At 60.4% G+C, this 17,725-nt stretch carries 18 protein-coding genes; 6 read left to right on the top strand and 12 right to left on the bottom strand.

Annotated elements, in window-relative coordinates; translation table 11 throughout:
- Positions 1–23 precede the first annotated feature (23 nt).
- On the bottom strand, positions 24–1,115 hold the full coding sequence (locus BZK31_RS00935; protein ID WP_083180877.1) for a tartrate dehydrogenase: 1,092 nt from the start codon (positions 1,113–1,115) through the stop codon (positions 24–26).
- A 100-nt stretch (positions 1,116–1,215) separates the two neighbouring features.
- Between BZK31_RS00935 and BZK31_RS00930 the strand changes: the two genes are divergently transcribed.
- Entirely contained in the window at positions 1,216–2,139 is a 924-nt protein-coding gene (locus tag BZK31_RS00930) for a LysR substrate-binding domain-containing protein (RefSeq protein WP_083180876.1), read from the top strand.
- 290 nt (positions 2,140–2,429) lie between these two features.
- Here BZK31_RS00930 and BZK31_RS00925 read toward each other — a convergent pair whose 3' ends face one another.
- The 5 genes from BZK31_RS00925 to ribBA form a co-directional block, all read right to left on the bottom strand.
- A complete protein-coding gene (locus BZK31_RS00925) occupies positions 2,430–3,584 on the bottom strand; it encodes an ABC transporter ATP-binding protein (protein ID WP_083180875.1) in 1,155 nt (384 codons plus the stop codon).
- On the bottom strand, positions 3,581–4,396 hold the full coding sequence (locus tag BZK31_RS00920) for an ABC transporter permease (RefSeq protein ID WP_083180874.1): 816 nt from the start codon (positions 4,394–4,396) through the stop codon (positions 3,581–3,583). The genes BZK31_RS00925 and BZK31_RS00920 overlap by 4 nt, the downstream gene beginning before the upstream one ends.
- A gap of 6 nt (positions 4,397–4,402) precedes the next feature.
- Positions 4,403–5,359: an ABC transporter permease gene (locus BZK31_RS00915; RefSeq protein ID WP_083180873.1), complete on the bottom strand. Its 957-nt coding sequence runs from the start codon at positions 5,357–5,359 to the stop codon at positions 4,403–4,405.
- The gene (locus BZK31_RS00910) at positions 5,344–6,369 is read right to left on the bottom strand and encodes an ABC transporter substrate-binding protein (RefSeq protein WP_083180872.1); all 1,026 of its coding nucleotides are present in this window, start codon (positions 6,367–6,369) and stop codon (positions 5,344–5,346) included. Before BZK31_RS00910 ends, BZK31_RS00915 begins: the two co-directional genes overlap by 16 nt.
- A gap of 306 nt (positions 6,370–6,675) precedes the next feature.
- Positions 6,676–7,785: a bifunctional 3,4-dihydroxy-2-butanone-4-phosphate synthase/GTP cyclohydrolase II gene (gene ribBA / locus BZK31_RS00905; protein ID WP_083180967.1), complete on the bottom strand. Its 1,110-nt coding sequence runs from the start codon at positions 7,783–7,785 to the stop codon at positions 6,676–6,678.
- A gap of 94 nt (positions 7,786–7,879) precedes the next feature.
- On the opposite strand from ribBA, the gene BZK31_RS00900 reads away from it, so the two are divergent.
- Both BZK31_RS00900 and BZK31_RS00895 read left to right on the top strand, forming a co-directional pair.
- On the top strand, positions 7,880–8,170 hold the full coding sequence (locus BZK31_RS00900) for a DUF1330 domain-containing protein (protein ID WP_083180966.1): 291 nt from the start codon (positions 7,880–7,882) through the stop codon (positions 8,168–8,170).
- Positions 8,171–8,252: 82 nt separating this feature from the next.
- Complete coding sequence (locus BZK31_RS00895; RefSeq protein WP_083180871.1) at positions 8,253–8,756, top strand: GNAT family N-acetyltransferase; 504 nt, start codon at positions 8,253–8,255, stop codon at positions 8,754–8,756.
- Positions 8,757–8,811: 55 nt separating this feature from the next.
- Here the strand turns inward: BZK31_RS00895 and BZK31_RS00890 are convergent, their stop codons facing one another.
- From BZK31_RS00890 to BZK31_RS00865, 6 genes are all read right to left on the bottom strand, one after another.
- Entirely contained in the window at positions 8,812–9,375 is a 564-nt protein-coding gene (locus tag BZK31_RS00890; protein WP_083180870.1) for an NUDIX hydrolase, read from the bottom strand.
- Position 9,376: 1 nt separating this feature from the next.
- Positions 9,377–10,129 carry a GntR family transcriptional regulator gene (locus BZK31_RS00885; protein ID WP_083180869.1) on the bottom strand — a complete coding sequence of 251 codons (753 nt, stop codon included), beginning with the start codon at positions 10,127–10,129 and terminating at the stop codon, positions 9,377–9,379.
- Positions 10,130–10,303: 174 nt separating this feature from the next.
- The gene (locus BZK31_RS00880) at positions 10,304–10,789 is read right to left on the bottom strand and encodes a flavin reductase family protein (RefSeq protein WP_083180868.1); all 486 of its coding nucleotides are present in this window, start codon (positions 10,787–10,789) and stop codon (positions 10,304–10,306) included.
- Positions 10,790–10,802: 13 nt separating this feature from the next.
- A complete protein-coding gene (locus BZK31_RS00875) occupies positions 10,803–12,284 on the bottom strand; it encodes an aldehyde dehydrogenase (protein WP_083180867.1) in 1,482 nt (493 codons plus the stop codon).
- Positions 12,281–13,114: an alpha/beta fold hydrolase gene (locus BZK31_RS00870; protein WP_083180866.1), complete on the bottom strand. Its 834-nt coding sequence runs from the start codon at positions 13,112–13,114 to the stop codon at positions 12,281–12,283. Before BZK31_RS00870 ends, BZK31_RS00875 begins: the two co-directional genes overlap by 4 nt.
- 33 nt (positions 13,115–13,147) lie before the next feature.
- Positions 13,148–13,738, bottom strand: coding sequence for an amino acid synthesis family protein (locus BZK31_RS00865; protein WP_083180865.1), 591 nt, complete (start codon positions 13,736–13,738; stop codon positions 13,148–13,150).
- Between the two features lie 239 nt (positions 13,739–13,977).
- On the opposite strand from BZK31_RS00865, the gene BZK31_RS00860 reads away from it, so the two are divergent.
- The 3 genes from BZK31_RS00860 to BZK31_RS00850 all read left to right on the top strand — a co-directional run bounded on the left by BZK31_RS00860 (position 13,978) and on the right by BZK31_RS00850 (position 17,718).
- A complete protein-coding gene (locus tag BZK31_RS00860; protein WP_083180864.1) occupies positions 13,978–15,117 on the top strand; it encodes a glutathione-independent formaldehyde dehydrogenase in 1,140 nt (379 codons plus the stop codon).
- 67 nt (positions 15,118–15,184) lie between these two features.
- Positions 15,185–16,051 carry an SDR family oxidoreductase gene (locus BZK31_RS00855; RefSeq protein ID WP_083180863.1) on the top strand — a complete coding sequence of 289 codons (867 nt, stop codon included), beginning with the start codon at positions 15,185–15,187 and terminating at the stop codon, positions 16,049–16,051.
- A gap of 236 nt (positions 16,052–16,287) precedes the next feature.
- The gene (locus BZK31_RS00850; protein WP_083180862.1) at positions 16,288–17,718 is read left to right on the top strand and encodes an NAD-dependent succinate-semialdehyde dehydrogenase; all 1,431 of its coding nucleotides are present in this window, start codon (positions 16,288–16,290) and stop codon (positions 17,716–17,718) included.
- Positions 17,719–17,725 lie beyond the last annotated feature (7 nt).

Genomic DNA, 17,725 nt, shown 5'->3' with positions numbered 1-17,725 from the left:
CGCGTGACCGTCGGCGCACGGCGTCACGCCTTTGAGAGACGGTCGGCAATGGTCTGCCCAACCGCCTGGGTGGAGCATTGGCCGCCCAGGTCCGGGGTGACGTCACCGCTGGCTATTACCTGCTCGATGGCGCTGACAATTTCGTCGTGAGCCGTGGTGAAGCGCTCGTCGCCCTGACCGAGAAATTCCAGCATCAGCGCACCCGACCAGATCATGGCAATCGGGTTGGCGATGTTCTTGCCAAAGATGTCCGGTGCCGAACCGTGTACCGGCTCGAACAGGGAGGGGAAAAGCCGCTCCGGGTTGAGGTTGGCCGACGGCGCAATACCAATGGTGCCCGCACAGGCAGGCCCCAGGTCGCTGAGGATGTCGCCGAACAGGTTGGACGCCACCACCACATCGAAGCGCTCGGGTTGCAGCACGAAACGCGCGCAGAGGATGTCGATGTGTTGCCGGTCCCAACTGATTGCCGGGTATTGGCTGGCCATGGCTTCGGTGCGTTTGTCCCAGTACGGCATGCTGATCGCCATGCCATTGGATTTCGTGGCGGAGGTAACATGTTTGCGCTCGCGCTTGGTGGCCAGCTCGAAGGCGTACTTGAGAATGCGGTCGACGCCACGCCGGGTGAACACCGATTCCTGCAGGACGAATTCGTTTTCGGTGTTTTCGAACATGATGCCGCCCAGCGACGAGTACTCGCCCTCAGTATTTTCCCGCACCACGATGAAGTCGATGTCGCCGGGCTTGCGGTTAGCCAGCGGGCACGGCACGCCTGGGAACAGCCGGACCGGTCGGATGTTGGCGTACTGGTCGAATTCACGCCGAAACTTGAGCAGCGAGCCCCACAGAGAAATATGGTCTGGCACCTTGTCCGGCCAGCCGACGGCGCCGAAGAATATAGAGTCGAAGCCCTTGAGCTGTTCGAACCAGTCGTCCGGCATCATCTTGCCGTGCTCCAGGTAATAGTCGCAGCTGGCCCACTCGAAATAGTCGAATTCAAGTTCGATGCCGTGACGCGCAGCCGCCGCCTGGACGACTCGCACGCCTTCCGGCAGCACTTCCTGGCCGATACCGTCCCCGGCGATGGCGGCAATGCGAAATTTTTTGTTGTTCATGGCAAAGCTCTCTCGATGGCTGGGTTGCTCAAGAGCCCTATGCTATAAGCACACGATGCAAAGATAATCAGTCGGTTAATGCATTCAAGGAACACGTTTCGTGAATAATTATCCCAGCCTCGACGACCTCAACGTATTCATTCATGTTGCGCGCCGATCCAGCTTCGTGGGAGCCGCCAGTGAACTGGGCATGTCAGCCGCTTATGTCAGCAAACGCATTCGCCTGCTGGAACAGAACATGGGCGTAGTGCTTCTGCATCGGTCAACGCGCCAGGTGTCGATCACCGAGGACGGCGAGCGGGTCTATGAGTGGGCCAAGGGCATTCTGGAATCGGTGCAGCAAATGGGCGACGAAGTCGCGGCCCTGCACGATGAGCCCAGCGGCTTGTTGCGCGTCGTCAGCAGTCAGGGCTTCGGCCGTCGGTTCGTGGCTCCGGCGTTGTCGGAACTGGCGGCGCGCTTTCCGAAACTCGATGTGCGGCTGGATATTCAGGACCGATTGATCGACCTGATCGAGGAGGGCGTTGATCTGGACATCCGCGTCGGCAATGAAATCGCGCCGCATCTGCGCGCCCGGCATCTGGCGAGCAACTGGCGGGTGTTGTGTGCCAGTCCTGCGTACCTGGCGCGATGCGGCACGCCCATGAGCCTGGCGGAACTGGCCAACCATGATTGCTTGGTCATCAAGGAACGCGACCGGCCGTTCGGCATCTGGCATTTGGGCGGGCCACAGGGCGCTGAGACCGTGAAAGTCACCGGCAGTCTGTCGACCAACCATGGGGAAATCGCCCGTCAATGGTGCCTGGATGGGCGAGGTGTGTTGCTGCGCTCGCTTTGGGATGTGCGTGCCGATCTGGCCGAGGGGCGGCTGGTGCAGGTATTGACCGATTATCGTCAGGATGCCGACATCTGGGCGGTGTACACCTCGCCGCTGATGCGTTCGGCCAAGGTGCGGGTCACGGTGGAGTTCCTGCGCGACTATTTCATCCTGCACCAGGCCGATGCACTCCCGAAACCGCTTTGAGACTGCTATCCCAAGAACAATTCAGTGCCAGACGCATGCTCGAGAAAGCGGACTGTGTGAGCGGACTGTGTGGGACTTGTCCGCGAAAAAGTCTATACATTCCTGACGATGAGTCGGCCGAAGCCCGGCATTCGTGGACAAGTCCACTCCTACAAAAGCGGTCCGCCATTCAGGGCCGTGGGGGCTTGTCCGCGAAAAAAACCATGCACTCCTGACGACGAGTCGGTCGAACCCCGGCATTTGTGGACGCGTCCGCTTCCCAGAATGGGTGTCGCTTCAGGGCTGAGCGGTCAGTGTGCTCCGGCGGCTTTGTTCAGGTCGCCGTTGGTCCATTGGGTGTAGATGCACGCATCCGCCGCGGTCCAGCGTACTTTCACCGCTTCTCCAGCCTGCATCGGCATGCCGGTCGCGGACAGGGCTTTGACGGTCATCGCCGTGCCGCCCGCCGTGACCACCGAGCAGGTCTGACTTTCGCCCAGAAACAGCACCTCGGTGACGGTGGCGTTGACTTCGTTCCAGCCAGGCTCCAGTGCCGTGGTCGATGCCTGCGACAGACTCAGTGCCTGGGCCTTTTCCGGGCGGATCATGGCCAGAATATTCTGATCGGTCTTGAGGCCCGTGGTCAGACGGATCGCCAGTGGCTCGCCTTCGAAGATGGCCACGGCGTTGCCCTGCGACTTGAGCCTCAAGAAGTTGGAGTTGCCCAAAAACGAGGCGACAAAAGCACTGGGCGGGTTCTGGTACAGGTCATAGCCGGTGCCCAGGCCGACGATCTTGCCGTGGCTGAAAATCGCGATACGTTGCGACAAGCGCATGGCTTCTTCCTGGTCATGGGTGACATAAACGATGGTGATGCCCAAACGACGATGCAGTTGGCGCAGTTCATCTTGCAGGTCTTCACGCAGCTTTTTGTCCAGTGCGCCCAGCGGTTCATCCATCAGCAGAATGCGCGGTTCGTAGACCAACGCCCGGGCGATGGCCACGCGCTGTTGCTGGCCACCCGAAAGCTGCGAAGGGCGGCGATGGGCGAAGGCCTCGAGTTGCACCAGCTTGAGCATGGCGTCGACGCGTTTCTCCCGCTCCGCCGCCGGCAACTTGCGGATGGCCAGCGGGAAGGCGATGTTGTCGCGCACGCTCAGGTGCGGAAACAGCGAATAGCGCTGGAACACCATGCCGATATCACGTTTGTGCGGCGGCACATTCACCAGCGACTGGCCGTCCACCAGAATCTCGCCCGAGCTGGGCGTTTCAAACCCGGCAAGCATTGACAGCGTGGTGCTCTTTCCCGAACCGCTGGAACCCAGAAACGTCAGGAATTCACCGTTCTGGATGTCCAGCGAGATGTCGTCGACAGCCGCAAAATCGCCATAGTGCTTGTTGAGGTTACACAGGCTGACCAGGGGTTGCTGATCGGGGCGGGCGAGGTCTTTGATCACGGCACTCATGAGGCACTCCTGGCTTCGTTGCGGCGACGCAGGGTCGCGGCGATGAACATGACCACCACCGACAGGGCGATCAACAGTGTCGAGGCGACGGCGATGACCGGGGTCAGGTCCTGACGCAACGTGGTCCACATTTTGACGGGAAGGGTTTGCAGGGTCGGGCTGGCCATCATCACGCTCAGCACCACTTCGTCCCACGACACCAGAAACGCGAACAGCGCGCCGGCCATCATGCCCGGGCGAATGCCGGGGAAGGTGACCTTGTAGATGGCCTGCAAGCGCGATGCACCGCAGATCACCGCCGCATCTTCGATCGACTGATCGAACAGTTTCAGTGAATTGATGATGGAAATGATGGTGAACGGCAGCGCGACGATCACGTGGCTGACCACGAACGAAAACAGTGTGCCGGTATAGCCGAACTTGAGGAACAGCGCGTACACCGCCACTGCGATGATCACCAGCGGCACGATCATTGGCAGAGTGAAAATACCGTACAGCACGTCCCTGCCGGGAAACGTGCCGCGCACCAGGGCAAAGGCGGTCGGCAGCCCCAACGCCACGGCGCAGATCGTGGTGAGGATCGCTACCTTGAAGCTGGACATCGCCGCGTCCATCCACTCAGGGTTGGAGAAGAACTGTTGATACCACTTGAATGTCCAGCCCGGCGGCGGGAAAACCAGCCACTGGGACGAGCCGAACGACAGCAGAACGATGAACAGGATCGGCAATAACAGGAACAGTGCAATCAGCCCGGTGGTCAGGTACAGCCCCGAGCGCAGACGAAGACTCATGGCATTGGGTGTCAGGAGCATGGCGGCTTACCTCCCGTTGCTGGCACCGACCGCAGATTCCGGCTGGAGCTTGAGATAGAAGTAGAACAGCACCAGGGTGATCACGATCAGCAACGCGGCTGCGGCACTGGCCAGTCCCCAGTTGAGGAAGGATTGCACCTGCTGGACGATGAACTCGGGCAGCATCATGTTCTGCGCACCGCCCAGCAGAGCGGGGGTGACGTAGTAACCCAGCGACATCACGAACACCATCAGGCCGCCGGAAAACAGCCCCGGACGGCACAGCGGCAGAAACACCCGGAAAAAGTTGGTCCAGGGGCTGGCGCCGCAGATCGAGCCGGCCTGCAGCACCATCGGGTCGATGGCCTGCATGGTCGCCTGCAGCGGCAGGACGATGAACGGGATCATGATGTAACTCATGCCGATCACCACGCCGGTCAGGTTGTGTACCATCTCAAGCGGCTGATCGATGACGCCCATCGCCATCAGCGCCTTGTTGATCACGCCCGAGGCCTGCAGCAACACCAGCCACGAATAGGTGCGGGCCAACAGGCTGGTCCACATCGACAGCAGTACGATGTTGAATATCCAGCGGCCCCAGCCGCGCGGCACCAGTGTGATCACCCAGGCCAGCGGAAAGCCCAACAACAGGCTGAACAGGGTGACCAGACCCGCGACCGAGAAGGTGTTGAGCAACACGCGCGAATAGGCCGAATTGGCGAACAGTTGTTCGTAGTTGCCCAGGCCCGGTGCTGGCTCCAGCACGCCTCGAAGCAGTAGACCGATCAGCGGCGCGAAGAAGAACAGGCCTAGAAACAGCAGTGCGGGGATCAGGTTGCGGCTGCCGCGCCAGCGTTGTGTCAGAGAAGGGGTTGGCTGCATGCGTGGCGCCTTGCCTGAAGCCGTACCGGAGATGCCTGAAGCACCTCTGGCCGGGTGGGATTGACCTGATGCAACAGCCGTCATTTTTACTTGACCAGCCATTCGTTCCACCGTGTCGCGATATCCGGACCGTTCTTGGCCCAGTATGCGAAGTCGAGAGTGATTTGGTCGTTGGCGTAGGCAGTCGGCAAGTTCGACGCGAGTGCCTTGTCAAGACGCTCTATGCTGTCCAGGTTCACCGGCGCGTAGGCGCTCAGGTTGGAGAAGTCGGCCTGGCCCTTGGGGCTGGTCGCCGCGGCAATCAACTTCATCGCCGCCTCTTTGTTCTTTGCGCCTTTTGGCACCACGAGGAAGTCGGCCATGACCAGGTTCTGCTTCCAGCTCACGCCTACTGGCGCGCCGTCCTGTTGCAGCGCGTAGACACGGCCGTTCCACATTTGCCCCATCGACGCTTCGCCGGAGGCCAGCAGTTGCTGCGATTGCGCGCCGCCGCCCCACCAGACGATGTCTTTCTTGATGGTGTCGAGCTTCTTGAATGCACGGTCCAGATCCAGCGGGTAGAGCTTGTCGGCGGCCACGCCGTCGGCCAGCAGCGCAAGTTCCAGTACGCCGGGGCTTGGCCATTTGTACAGGGCGCGTTTGCCGGGGTAGGTCTTGGTGTCGAAAATGGCGGTCCAGTCGACAGGCTTTTTGCTGCCCAGCTTATCTTCGTTATAGCCAAGCACGAACGAGAAAAAGAATGAGCCGACGCCGTGGTCGGAAACGAAGCGAGGATCGATCCGGTCACGTTTGATGGTGTTGAAGTCCAGTGGCTCCAGCAAGCCTTCGGCAGCAGCGCGCAGTGCGAAATCGGCTTCGACATCCACCACATCCCACTGCACGTTGCCGCTTTCGACCATCGCCTTGAGCTTGCCGTAGTCCGTCGGTCCGTCCTGCACAACGGTAATGCCGCTGGATTTGGCGAACGGAGCGGCCCAGGCCTGTTTCTGGGCGTCTTGAGTCGACCCGCCCCAACTGACGAAGTTGACGCTTTCGGCGGCCAGGGTGGCAGCGCTGGAGAGAGCCAGCACACCAGCCGCCAGGATCGCCGTTGCACGTTTGTTCAACACCATTTTCACGCCCTCATTTGTTGTGTTTTGAGCGGGCTTTCGTGCCCGCGTATTCGGGAGCAGTAGGTCCAATGGGCCGTTGAAACCAGTCGTCTGTCTGAGGCTTTTACTGATGCTGTCTCAGGTCGAGGAAATCCGAAAAAACGACATGGCTGTGGAATGTCATATTATGGTATTCCAAGCTTTGTGCAAGAGGTTTGCCTGTCACCTGGCCGCCCCGTGGCGGCTTTTTTCTTCGCAGATGCGGTGCTTTCATATGCGTGAAGGCCGCGCAGGCGCCGGCAGTCACGGCGCTGCCTGCTAACGGGATCAGCCTCTAAACGGAATGCTTTCAACCACCTCCAGGTCGTAGCCTGTGAGGCCCGCATATTTCAGAGGCGGGCCAAGATGCCGCAACTTGCCCACGCCCAGGTCCTGCAATATCTGCGCGCCGGTGCCGACTTCCGAATAGATTCGCGATTGCGAACGGGTGTACTGGCGTGGCGGCCGGGTCAGGTGCGGAATGCGCTCAAGCAAGGCCTGCGATGATTCGTGGCTGGCCAGCACCACCACGATGCCGCGGCCTTCATCGGCGACCCTCTGAAGCGCTGCCCAGAGTGTCCAGTTGGCCGGCCCCGTGTACTCGGCGCCCACCAGATCACGGAGCGGGTCGACCACATGCACACGGACCAGCGTGGGGTCGTCGCGGCGAATATCGCCCATCATCATCGCCATGTGTACGCCGCCTTCAATGCGGTCTTCGTAGCTGAACAATCTGAACGTGCCATGTACCGTGGGCAGTTCGCGCTCGCCAATTCTGACGATGGTATGTTCGGTGCTGAGTCGGTAGTGGATCAGGTCGGCAATGGTGCCGATGCGGATGCCATGCTTCTCGGCAAAGCGCTCCAGATCCGGGCGGCGCGCCATGCTCCCGTCATCGTTCATGACTTCGACGATCACCGCGGAGGGGGTCAGGCCGGCCAGGCGCGCCAGGTCGCAACCTGCTTCGGTGTGCCCGGCACGAGTCAATACGCCACCTTCGCGAGCCCGCAACGGAAAAATATGGCCTGGCTGCACCAGATCGTCGGGAACGGCCTGCGGATTCACCGCCGCCTGCACGGTGCGCGCACGGTCCGCCGCGCTGATGCCTGTCGTGACCCCGTTGGCGGCTTCGATCGAGACGGTGAAGGCCGTAGCGAAAACGCTGCCGTTGCTCGGCACCATCTGCTCCAGTCCGAGGCGCTGGCAGTGTTCGTCGGTCAGTGTCAGACAGATCAGCCCGCGAGCTTCACGCGCCATGAAGCTGATCGACTCGGGCGTGCAACAGTCGGCGGCCAGCAGCAGATCACCCTCGTTCTCACGGTCTTCGTCGTCGACCAGCAGGACCATCCTGCCATGGCGAAAATCTTCAATGATGTTTTCGATTCGATCAAATGCCATGCCTGCACCCCCGGTATTTTGATTGCGTGAATCGTGGTATACCATAAGACAGAATATTTCACAGATTACCTATCATTGAAACAGCGAGATCATGATGAGCGCGTATTGGATTGCACAGGTCGACGTGACCGATCCTCAGCAGTACAGCGAATATACCCAGCGCGCGCCAGCCGCCTTCGAGTTGTTCGGCGGTAAATTTCTGGCCCGCGGCGGCCGCTGCGAAGCGCTTGAAGGCAGGGCGGCAGCGCAGCGCACCGTGGTGATCGAGTTCGAATCCTACGCGCAGGCCATCGCCTGCTATCAGTCGCCCGAATATCAGAACGCAATGAGTCATCGGCAGGGCGCGTCCAGGGCCGATATCGTGATTGTCGAAGGCGTGGAGTAGCCAACCGCAAGGGGCGGGGCTGGTAACATGCATTCAGTGCGTTCTAGACTGTGCGCTCACCTGTATTAACGGACTAAACACAGTGCATGCCCCCGCTCCGACGATTGTCATTCAGTGCCTGGCCGAGACCCATCTGGAAAGCCTCACCGCGCTTTACAACGACCCTGTCGTTTGCCGTCAGGTGTTGCAGATGCCCTATCAGTCGATCGAGGTCTGGCGCAAACGTCTGGCTGCCAGCCATGAGCGGCAGATAAAGTTGGTGGCGTTGCAGGGCAGTGAGGTGATCGGTCATATCGGACTTGAGCAATATTCACGTATTCGTCAGACCCACGTCGGCGGTATCGGCATGGTTGTGACCCCGTCCTGGCACCGCAAGGGCGTCGGTTCGAAACTGCTGACCGCCGCGCTTGAGGTCGCCGACAATTGGATGAACCTGCGCCGCGTCGAGTTGACGGTCTACGCCGATAACCAGCCTGCCATTGGCTTGTATGAGAAATACGGTTTTGAAAGCGAGGGGCTGCTACGTCAGTACGCAGTGCGTGACGGCGTGATGGTGGATGCACTGACCATGGCGCGGTTGCGTTGAGTCACGACGATCAAGGGTATGTGGCGGTGCCGGGACATTGTCTGGCAGGCTGCTTTCAGCGGATGAAGTGCACTTTTCCGGTGTCGTCGTTACCGATGTAGAGACCGTAAACGCCGGCTTGCCGTTCTTCGATGTAGCGTTCCAGAATCTGGCGGATAGCGGGGTAGTAGATGCTGTCCCACGGTATGTCTTCTGGCGCGAAGAATGTACAGGCGAGGGTTTCAGGACCGAATTGACCGGTGATTTCCAGCGCGATGGCGCGGAAGATGATGTACACCTCGCTGATCTGCGGCACGCTGAAAATCGAGTAGGGCGAGAGAATCTCGGCGCGGACGCCGCTTTCCTCCCAGACTTCGCGCAACGCTGCCTGCTCGGTGGTTTCGCCGCTTTCCATGAAGCCTGCGGGCAGGGTCCACGTGCCGGGGCGTGGCGGGATGGCACGCTGGCACAGCAGGTATTTGCCCTGCTGCTCGATGATGCAGCCGGCGATGATCTTGGGATTGACGTAGTGGATATACTGGCAACCCCCGCACATCAGCCGGGCATGGGTGTCGCCTGCCGGGATGCGCTGATCGAGATCAGCGCTGCCACATTGGGGGCAGAAGCGCGGCAGGCCCATTTCACCGACCTATACGGGGTTCTTTCAGGGCCACTGGCGCCACGATCTCACGGACCGCGGCGTCGTCATCCTGTTTGGATTTTAGGTATTCAAGGGCCACGCGGGCGGCGTTGCGCACGTGATCGACCGAAGCCTGATGCGCGGCCAGCGGGTCGCCGCTCTTGATCGCTTCAACCATCAGCTCCATCTCCTTGTTGCTGTCGCCGCGGCGGTTTTCCTGCGAAACCGAGGTCGCGCGCAGGTAGCTGATACGCGCCTGCAACTGGCGCAGCTGCGTGGCCGCGACGTGGTTACCTGAGCCTTCTAGCAGCACATCGTAAAAGCCCTGGACCGAATCGATGACCTGCTGCAACTCGCCTTCCTTGAGCGACTGGCGGTTGACTTGCAGGGCTTTTTCCAGCGCCTTGATGTCTTTAGGCTTCGCACGCAGGGTGAACAGTTGAACGATCAGTCCTTCCAGTACGCAGCGCAATTCATAGATGTCGCAGGCATCTGCCAGCGTGATGATGGCCACTCGCGGTCCCTTGGCATCGGCGAACTCCACCAGCCCCTCCGACTCAAGGTGACGCAGTGCCTCGCGCACCGATGTGCGGCTCACACCCAGACGATCACACAGATCCCGCTCGACCAGACGATCTCCCGGCAACAGCTGGAAGTTCATGATCGCGCTGCGCAGCTTGTCCAGCACGATTTCCCGCAGGGTAACGGGATTGCGGTTGACCTTGAAGTTATCGTCGAGTGGCAGGCGTTTCATCGGGAGTGCTCGAAATGGGGCTGTCAGATAAAAACACGGCCTTTGCATGAGGACCGCGTTCATGTCGGCAGCCCGACATTGAGTCGGGCTGCTGCATGGCCCGGACGTGTAAACCGGGTCGCGGCCGAGTTTATCACGGCGTTGCCCGCATCCACCAAAACCGCCCCGGCCGACTCAGACCAGCGCGGGAAGCGCACCCATTTTGCCGCGGTGATACACCATCGGCGTGACGGGCGTTGCCGGCAGAATCAGGTTTTTTACCGCACCGACGATGATCGCGTGGTCGCCGCCGTCGTACTCGCGCCACAGCTCACACTCGATAATCGCCGTGGCGTTGTTCAGCAGCGGGTTACCCAGTTCGCTCAGATGCCACTCGATCCCTTTGGTCTTGTCCTTGCCTTTGCTGGCGAAGGCGTAAGCCTCGGCCTGCTGGTCGGCCGAGAGCAGATGAATGGCGAATTTCTTGCCATCGCGCAGCACCGGGTAGGTGTCCGAGGCATAGTTGGGGCAGAACAGCACCAGCGCCGGGTCGATGGACAATGCGCTGAATGCGCTGGCGGTAATGCCCACCAGATTGCCCTCCGGGTCCAGTGCGGTGACGATAGTGACGCCGGAAGGAAACGACGCCATGACTTCTTTATAAATACCGGGTTCGATCATCGCAGCGGCCTCGTTAACGCATGACAAATGGATCAGGCATGGGCGCCTGCGAAAGATTGATCCATACCGTTTTCAGTTCGGTATAGGCCAGCACGGAGTCTATCCCGCTCTCGCGGCCATAGCCGCTGTTTTTGAAACCGCCGATAGGGGCCATGGCCGATACCGCACGGTAGGTGTTGACCCAGATGATCCCGGAACGGATATCACGCGCCAGTCGGTGAGCGCGACCCAGGTCACGTGTCCAGATGCCGGCAGCCAGGCCAAACCGGGAATCGTTGGCAATCGCCAGCGCCTCTGCTTCGTCCTTGAAACGAATCACCGAGGCCACAGGGCCGAACACTTCTTCCTGCATGATTGTCATCGAGTTGCGGTCGCATTCGAACAGGGTCGGCTCGTAGAACCAGCCTTGGCTTGGAAGTTCCGGCCGCTTGCCACCCAGTTTGAGGCGTGCGCCTTCAGCCAGCGCATCGGCGACCAGTTCTTCGACCACCGCCAACTGTTGGGCAGTGGCCATCGGGCCCATTTCGCTGGTTTCATCCAGCGGATTGCCAATACGGATCCGGCTGGCGCGTTCGGCGAGGCGTTCGACGAATTCGTCGTAGATCTCGTCTTGCACCAGCAATCGTGAACCCGACACGCAGCTCTGACCGGACGCGGCATAGATACCGGCCACCGCGCCATTGATGGCGCTGTCCAGATCGGCGTCGGCAAAAATGATGTTGGGCGACTTGCCGCCCAGCTCCAGCGAAAGTTTCGCGAAGTTTTCCGCGCTGCTGCGCACCACATGCCGTGCCGTGGCAGCGCCGCCGGTGAAGGCGATTTTGCGCACCAGCGGATGGCGGGTCAGTGCCGCGCCCGTGGTCGGGCCGTAGCCGGTGATCACGTTTACCACGCCGGGCGGAATACCGGCCTCCAGCGCCAGCCGCGCCAGTTCGAGCACCGTTGCCGACGCATGCTCGGACGGCTTGAGCACGATCGTATTGCCCGCCGCCAGTGCAGGTGCCAGCTTGATCGCTGTCAGGTACAGCGGACTGTTCCATGGAATGATGCCGACCACCACGCCCATCGGTTCGTGCACCGTGTAGGCGAACAGATCGGGCTTGTCGAGGGGCAGGGTGCCGCCTTCGAGCTTGTCGGCCAGCCCTGCGGTGTAGTGAAAGAATTCCGGCAGATAGCTGACCTGACCACGGGTTTCACGGATCAGTTTGCCGTTGTCGCGGCTCTCCAGTTGCGCCAGTTGTTCCTTGTTCTGGGCAATCAGGTCGCCCAGACGGCGCAACAATTTGCCGCGAGCCGTTGCGCTCAGTCCCCGCCACGCCGGACTTTCGAAGGCTTTCCGGGCCGCTTGTACCGCACGCTCCACGTCCGCCTCGTCAGCGTCGGGCAATTGCGCCCAGGGCTGGGCCAGCGCCGGGTTGAAACTGTCGAAAGTCTTGCCTGACAGCGCGTCGACCCAAAGGCCGTCAATGCACATCTGAAAACGGGTGAGGCTCATGCAACGATCCCCTTGAGTGAAAGGTGAGCGGACACGGACTTGTCGAGAAAGTCCAGCAGCACCTGATTGACAAGGCGCGGCGATTCCACCGGCATCATATGGCGTTGTTCCGGCAGGATCACCACTTGCGCGCCCTTGATACGCTTGGCCAGTTCATGGGCCATTTCAGGGGTGGAGCCAGGGTCCAGCTCGCCAGTGGCGATCAGCGTCGGTGCTCGAATATCGCCAAGATCCTCGGCGCGGTACATATCCTGCGTGGCGAACAGCTTGTATGCAGTCAGGTAACCCTGTGGGTCGTTGCTTGCCAGATGCTGGCGGATGGCTGCGATCTGAGCGGGGTTGGCGGCCTGGTATTCAAGGCTGAACCAGCGTGACAGCGCCTCGGCCGCGTTGGCGTCCGGTCCGTGCGCGGCGGCCTGGCTGGTGCGGGCAATGACGCCTGCGCGCTGTTCCGGGCTGCGGTTGAATACGCTGTTGAGGATGATCAGGCTGGATAGATGCTGCGGAAAATGCAGCGCAAAGGCGCGAGCCACAAGCCCTCCCATGGAGAAGCCGATCAGGGTGGCCTGCGCCAGCCCCAGGTGTTCCATTAGCTCATGCAATTGTTCGGCGTAGCCAGGCAGCCCGGTATCCGGATCGGGTCGCGGACTGGCCCCGTGACCGAGCATGTCGTAGGCAATCACTTGATAGTTCGGCGCAAGCCCGACGATCTGGCCGCCCCACATTTCCTTGTTCAGGCCCACTCCGTGAATCAACACCACGGTGTGGCCTTGGCCGGCGGCCAGATAACTGGTACCCGCCGGGGTGCATTCAGCGGTGAGCTGGCTCATGGATCGCTCCTGCGCAGACATGGATGACTGAGATCACTGCGCCTTTTCGGAGGCCAGTTCTTCCAGGTCGATGTAGCGATTGCCGATGCGCGGATGCAGGCGTCCGCCGTTGGCCGCGCCCAGTACGACGACGATTTCGTCGGCACGTGGCGAGTCCTCGATGTGCATTTCCAGGGTGATGTAGTGAGAGCGCAGGCCTTCATCATCCTTGTGCATCATCGGGATCTGGATGGAAGTGCCCGGTCCGCCGCGCTTGTTGGTAAAACTCAGGTAGCTCTTGGCCTTGACCGCTTCGCGGTAATGGTTGCCGAAGCGCAGGGTGTGAATGACGGCCGAAGCATGTTCGATCTCGCCGTCGGCACCCACCACTGCGGCCTTGCCGTAGGCTTCGATCCTGTCGGCATCGCCGATGGCATCGGTCAGCCGCCTGACCATCAGCTCGCCCAGATCCGAGCAATTGGCGCGAATCTCTGGCTTCAGGTCTTCGACGAATCCACGACCCAGCCACGGGTTCTTGATCACTACCGCCAGCCCGACCATGGTCACTGGTGTGTTAGCGGCCTTGCCACCTTCGATGAAGGTTTCTTCGGTGTAATTGACGATCTTGCGAATTTCAAAGCTCATGCAGAACTCCTGATACGAGCAGTTTTGTATTTCGTATGATGGTATACCATAAGATTGTACGTGCAAGCGTTTTTCTTCGGGCAGGCGCGTGCATGGCGGGCGAGAGCTGGCGGATGGCCTTCACGACCATTCGTCAGGTCTGCGGACCATCGCTTTGAACACAGGCGTTCATGTCGTGACAGATACTCGGTGAGCAATGAATTGCCCAACGTATTTTTTTCACTTCAGGAGAGCCACGAATGAAAGCCATCGTCTATAACGGCCCGCGTGACGTCAGCGTCAAGAACGTACCGGACGCGAAGGTCGAGAAGCCCACCGATGCTCTTGTCAGAGTGACCACCACCAATATCTGCGGCTCCGATCTACACATGTACGAGGGCCGCACATCGTTTGAAACCGGACGGATCTTCGGCCACGAAAACCTGGGTGAAGTGATCGCCGTCGGCGCAGGCGTCGACCGCATCAAGGTGGGTGACCGGGTTTGTCTGCCGTTCAACATCGGCTGCGGGTTTTGTGAGAACTGTGAGAAAGGACTGACCGGCTACTGCCTGACCGTCAATCCGGGTAGCGCTGGCGGTGCCTATGGTTTTGCCGATATGGGCACTTACGAAGGCGGGCAGGCTGAACTGCTGCGTGTCCCATATGCAGATTTCAACTGCCTGTTGCTGCCGGAAGATGCCGTCGAGAAGGAAGACGACTACGTCATGCTTTCTGACATCTTTCCCACTGGCTGGCATGCCACTGAGCTGGCTGGCCTGTTGCCTGGCGAAAGTGTCGCGATCTACGGTGCAGGTCCCGTCGGTCTGATGGCTGCGCACTCGGCCATGATCAAAGGCGCGTCACAGGTGTTTGTCGTCGACAGTCATCCGGATCGCCTGGCCCTGGCCGCGAAGATGGGCGCGACGCCGATCAACTCCGCAGAACAGGAAGCCGTCGAGCAGATTCTCAATCTGACGCATGGCAAGGGCACGGACCGCGGCTGCGAATGCGTCGGCTATCAATGCTGCGACCGACATGGTCACGAAGCCAACCATCTGACCATGAACAACCTGGTGGCCTCGACCAAGCCCACCGGCGGAATCGGCGTCGTGGGCGTATTCGTGCCGCAGGATCCGGGTGCCCACAACGAGCTGGCCAAGGAAGGCAAGATGGCCTTCGATTTCGGTGCGTTCTGGTTCAAAGGGCAGCAGATCCGTACCGGTCAGGCCAACGTCAAGGCTTATAACCGTCGCCTTGCAGAACTTATCCACCACGGCCGCGCTACGCCTTCGCAAATCATTTCCCATCGTTTGAAACTGACTGAAGGCCCGGACGCCTATAAGCATTTCGATGACCGTGATGACGGCTGGACCAAAGTGGTGCTCAAGCCTGCGGCCTGATTGCGCCATTCAGTCGATTGCCCCGCGTCTTAAATGACCGGGGCCTCATCCTTAAGGAGACGTGAACATGAAAGACTTCGAAAACTACCCGAAACCCCCATTTCCTAAACAGCCGCAGAATGTACCGGGTGAGCAGGGCCGCATGGACCCGTATCCCGACTGTGGCGAGCAGAGCTACACCGGTTCGGGACGCCTGCAGGACAAGATTGCCTTGATCACCGGTGCCGACAGCGGCATTGGTCGTGCCGTCGCCATCGCCTTCGCACGGGAGGGCGCTCAGGTTGCCATTTCGTATCTGGATGAGCATGAAGATGCACAGGAAACCGCGCGCTGGGTGGAGGAGGCCGGCAGAAAATGTCTGTTGCTGCCCGGCGATCTGGCCCAGAAGCAGCAGTGCGAAGACATCGTCAGCAAGACGGTCGAGGAGTTCGGGCGCATCGACGTGCTGGTCAATAACGCTGCGTTCCAGATGAGCCATGAAACGCTCGAAGAAATCACCGATGAGGAATGGCTGAAGACGTTCGATATCAACATCACCGCGATGTTTCGTATCTGCAAAGCTGCGGTTCCCCACATGGGACGCGGCAGTTCGATCATCAATACCAGCTCGGTCAACTCTGACATGCCCAAGGCCACGCTGTTGCCCTATGCCACCACTAAAGGGGCGATCGCCAACTTCACCGGCGGCCTTGCGCAATTGCTGGGCGAGAAAGGCATTCGGGTGAACAGTGTGGCGCCCGGGCCGATCTGGACACCGCTGATCGTCTCGACCATGCCGGAAGACGAAGCGTCCAACTTCGGCAGCGAGACACCGCTGGGACGTCCAGGCCAGCCGGTTGAAGTGTCCCCCATCTACGTGCTGCTGGCTTCCGACGAGGCGAGTTACATCTCCGGAACACGCTACGGCGTGACGGGCGGCAAGCCGATTCTGTAACTGGCCCAAAGGCGGCGTCGAAGCCGACGTCGCCTGAATGGCAAGCAGCGTTTTCCTCAGATTTTCCGCTTTTCACATGTTCTTGCCATTCGGTCAGGCAGACTGGCCAAGCGTGCTGACCCGAGCGCTTTCACGAAGCCGCTTGACGATTAGGGATATATACCCCTAAATTTCGGTCAGCTTTTCTTCGAGCGTACGCTTTCGCGCTCCTTCGCAACGACCCATGGAGAGTTGCCATGTACCCTGACGTACAGCTTTATATAGACGGCCAATGGCGCGCAAGCCGCGACGGCCGCACGATTTCGGTTATCAATCCGGCCACTGGCGAGTCGCTCGGCACTGTGGCGCACGCAGGCATCAATGATCTGGACGAGGCGCTGGCTGCCGCCGAACGTGGTTTCGCCGAGTGGCGCAACACTTCGGCCTACGACCGCTACAAGATCATGCAAAAAGCCGCCAATCTGGTTCGCGAACGTGCTGATGCCATCGCACGGATCATGACGCAAGAGCAGGGCAAACCGCTGGCCGAAGCGCGCATGGAAGCCATGTCCGCCGCTGATATCATCGAATGGCTGGCGGAAGAGGGCCGTCGCAGCTACGGCCGTATCGTACCGTCGCGAGGCGTCGCCATCGAGCAGAAGGTCGTGAAGGAGCCGGTAGGCCCGGTTGCCGCCTTCACGCCCTGGAATTTCCCGATCAACCAGGTGGTGCGCAAGCTGTCGTCGGCGCTGGCTGCCGGTTGTTCGATCATCGTCAAGGCGCCGGAAGAAACCCCGGGATCGCCTGCCGAGCTGATTCGCGCATTCGCCGACGCCGGTGTGCCTGCCGGAGTCATCGGTCTGGTTTACGGGGATCCTGCGGAAATTTCCGGCTATCTGATCCCGCACCCGGTGATCCGCAAGGTGACATTTACCGGATCTACGCCGGTAGGCAAGCAACTCGCCGCGCTGGCGGGTCAGCACATGAAACGGGCGACCATGGAGTTGGGCGGCCACGCGCCGGCACTGGTGTTCGAAGACGCCGACCTGGATCTGGCTGCGCGCGTACTGGCTACCGCCAAGTTCCGCAACGCCGGGCAGGTGTGTGTGTCGCCGACACGTATTCTGGTGCAGCGCAAGGTGCTGGACGCGTTCACCGAGCGCTTTGTCGGGCTGACCCGGGAAATCAAGGTCGGCAACGGGCTGGAAAGCACCACGACCATGGGCCCGGTCGCCAATGAGCGTCGCATCCCGGCGCTGGTGGACCTGATCGATGACGCCGTCAAATCCGGTGCAACCCTGTCCGCCGGTGGTAAAGCCGTCGCCGGGCCTGGCTACTTCTTCGAGCCCACCGTCTTGAGCGGTTTGACGCCGGGAATGCGCATCATGAACGAAGAACCGTTCGGCCCTGTCGCATTGCTGGTGCCGTTCGACACTGTAGAAGAGGCGATCGCCGAGTCCAACCGCGTGCCGTTCGGTCTGGCGTCTTATGCCTTCACCACGTCGATGAAAACCGCTCAGGCGCTCAGCACCTACATCGAGGCTGGCATGCTGTCGATCAACCATCAGGGGATCGGCCTGCCGGAAGTGCCATTCGGCGGGATCAAGGACTCCGGTTACGGTTCTGAAGGCGGCACCGAGGCCATCGAGGCGTACCTGAATACCAAACTGGTGACCCAGTACAACTGACTGCACA

Source organism: Pseudomonas floridensis, from assembly GCF_002087235.1.
Classification (GTDB): Bacteria; Pseudomonadota; Gammaproteobacteria; order Pseudomonadales; family Pseudomonadaceae; genus Aquipseudomonas; species Aquipseudomonas floridensis.
Note: the sequence above shows the minus strand (reverse complement) of the source record. Positions and strands in the feature narration are given on the sequence as shown.

Coding starts and splice junctions, on each gene's coding strand:
- BZK31_RS00885 (WP_083180869.1), bottom strand. CDS start 10,129: ATGAAACGCCTGCCACTCGACGATAACTTCAAGGTCAACCGCAATCCC.
- BZK31_RS00865 (WP_083180865.1), bottom strand. CDS start 13,738: ATGAGCTTTGAAATTCGCAAGATCGTCAATTACACCGAAGAAACCTTC.
- BZK31_RS00875 (WP_083180867.1), bottom strand. CDS start 12,284: ATGAGCCTCACCCGTTTTCAGATGTGCATTGACGGCCTTTGGGTCGAC.
- BZK31_RS00925 (WP_083180875.1), bottom strand. CDS start 3,584: ATGAGTGCCGTGATCAAAGACCTCGCCCGCCCCGATCAGCAACCCCTG.
- BZK31_RS00935 (WP_083180877.1), bottom strand. CDS start 1,115: ATGAACAACAAAAAATTTCGCATTGCCGCCATCGCCGGGGACGGTATC.
- BZK31_RS00900 (WP_083180966.1), top strand. CDS start 7,880: ATGAGCGCGTATTGGATTGCACAGGTCGACGTGACCGATCCTCAGCAG.
- BZK31_RS00850 (WP_083180862.1), top strand. CDS start 16,288: ATGTACCCTGACGTACAGCTTTATATAGACGGCCAATGGCGCGCAAGC.
- BZK31_RS00920 (WP_083180874.1), bottom strand. CDS start 4,396: ATGCTCCTGACACCCAATGCCATGAGTCTTCGTCTGCGCTCGGGGCTG.
- ribBA (WP_083180967.1), bottom strand. CDS start 7,785: ATGGCATTTGATCGAATCGAAAACATCATTGAAGATTTTCGCCATGGC.
- BZK31_RS00915 (WP_083180873.1), bottom strand. CDS start 5,359: ATGGCTGGTCAAGTAAAAATGACGGCTGTTGCATCAGGTCAATCCCAC.
- BZK31_RS00910 (WP_083180872.1), bottom strand. CDS start 6,369: ATGGTGTTGAACAAACGTGCAACGGCGATCCTGGCGGCTGGTGTGCTG.
- BZK31_RS00880 (WP_083180868.1), bottom strand. CDS start 10,789: ATGATCGAACCCGGTATTTATAAAGAAGTCATGGCGTCGTTTCCTTCC.
- BZK31_RS00855 (WP_083180863.1), top strand. CDS start 15,185: ATGAAAGACTTCGAAAACTACCCGAAACCCCCATTTCCTAAACAGCCG.
- BZK31_RS00870 (WP_083180866.1), bottom strand. CDS start 13,114: ATGAGCCAGCTCACCGCTGAATGCACCCCGGCGGGTACCAGTTATCTG.
- BZK31_RS00860 (WP_083180864.1), top strand. CDS start 13,978: ATGAAAGCCATCGTCTATAACGGCCCGCGTGACGTCAGCGTCAAGAAC.
- BZK31_RS00890 (WP_083180870.1), bottom strand. CDS start 9,375: ATGGGCCTGCCGCGCTTCTGCCCCCAATGTGGCAGCGCTGATCTCGAT.